This is a genomic window from Cohnella xylanilytica, from assembly GCF_014212175.1.
In the GTDB taxonomy this organism is placed as follows: Bacteria; Bacillota; Bacilli; order Paenibacillales; family Paenibacillaceae; genus Cohnella; species Cohnella xylanilytica.
The window spans coordinates 1-247 of record NZ_JACJVR010000101.1 but is presented as its reverse complement, the minus strand read 5'-3'; the positions used below and the strand labels follow the sequence as shown (position 1 = coordinate 247).

The window sequence follows — 247 nt, the reverse complement described above, 5'->3', positions numbered from 1 at the left end:
CCGCGCTGGAGTTGACCTTGCTCGGTGGCGAGTTCCGCGCCGAGCGGGACGTGCTCGTGGCGGTAGCCGGAGCCGAGTTCGACGCGCGCGTCGAAGGCGACCGGCTGCCGATGGGGCGCCCCGTGCTGCTGCGGCGGGGCGCGCTCGTCTCCTTCGGCCCGGCGCTGCGGGGCTGCCGGGCCTATCTCGCCGTCGCCGGCGGCATCGACGTGCCGCCGGCGCTCGGCAGCCGGGGCACGGACGCGCG

The 247-nt window shown here is 78.1% G+C and carries 1 pseudogene; it reads left to right on the top strand.

Annotation, left to right across the window (positions count from 1 at the left end):
• Window positions 1-11: 11 nt before the first annotated feature.
• A pseudogene (locus H7B90_RS25210) lies at window positions 12-247 on the top strand (biotin-dependent carboxyltransferase family protein); the annotation flags it as partial.